Consider the following 257-nt stretch of genomic DNA (forward strand, 5'->3'; position numbering starts at 1 on the left):
TCTCTTTGACAGGCGTTACATTAACCGGAACTTCTACTGTAATCACTTTGCCATTTGGTAATTCAACCGTTACCTTAACTGGATCTTTCTTACCTGGTGTTGTCAAGTCTGGAATGTTTTCAACATTTGTGACCTTGCCACCTTCTGGAATCTTAATTCCTTTAGTGTAATCCTCTGGTGTTAATGGGGTCTTAGTTACTGGAGTTTCAATCTCTTTGACAGGCGTTACATTAACCGGAACTTCTACTGTAATCACT

At 39.7% G+C, this 257-nt stretch carries 1 protein-coding gene; it reads right to left on the reverse strand.

Annotated elements, in window-relative coordinates:
- Positions 1-257 (reverse strand): Rib/alpha-like domain-containing protein (locus D7D54_RS09355; RefSeq protein WP_162496616.1); only part of this gene is annotated, 257 nt, incomplete at both ends.

This window comes from Streptococcus chosunensis (genome assembly GCF_003626515.1).
In the GTDB taxonomy this organism is placed as follows: domain Bacteria; phylum Bacillota; class Bacilli; order Lactobacillales; family Streptococcaceae; genus Streptococcus; species Streptococcus chosunensis.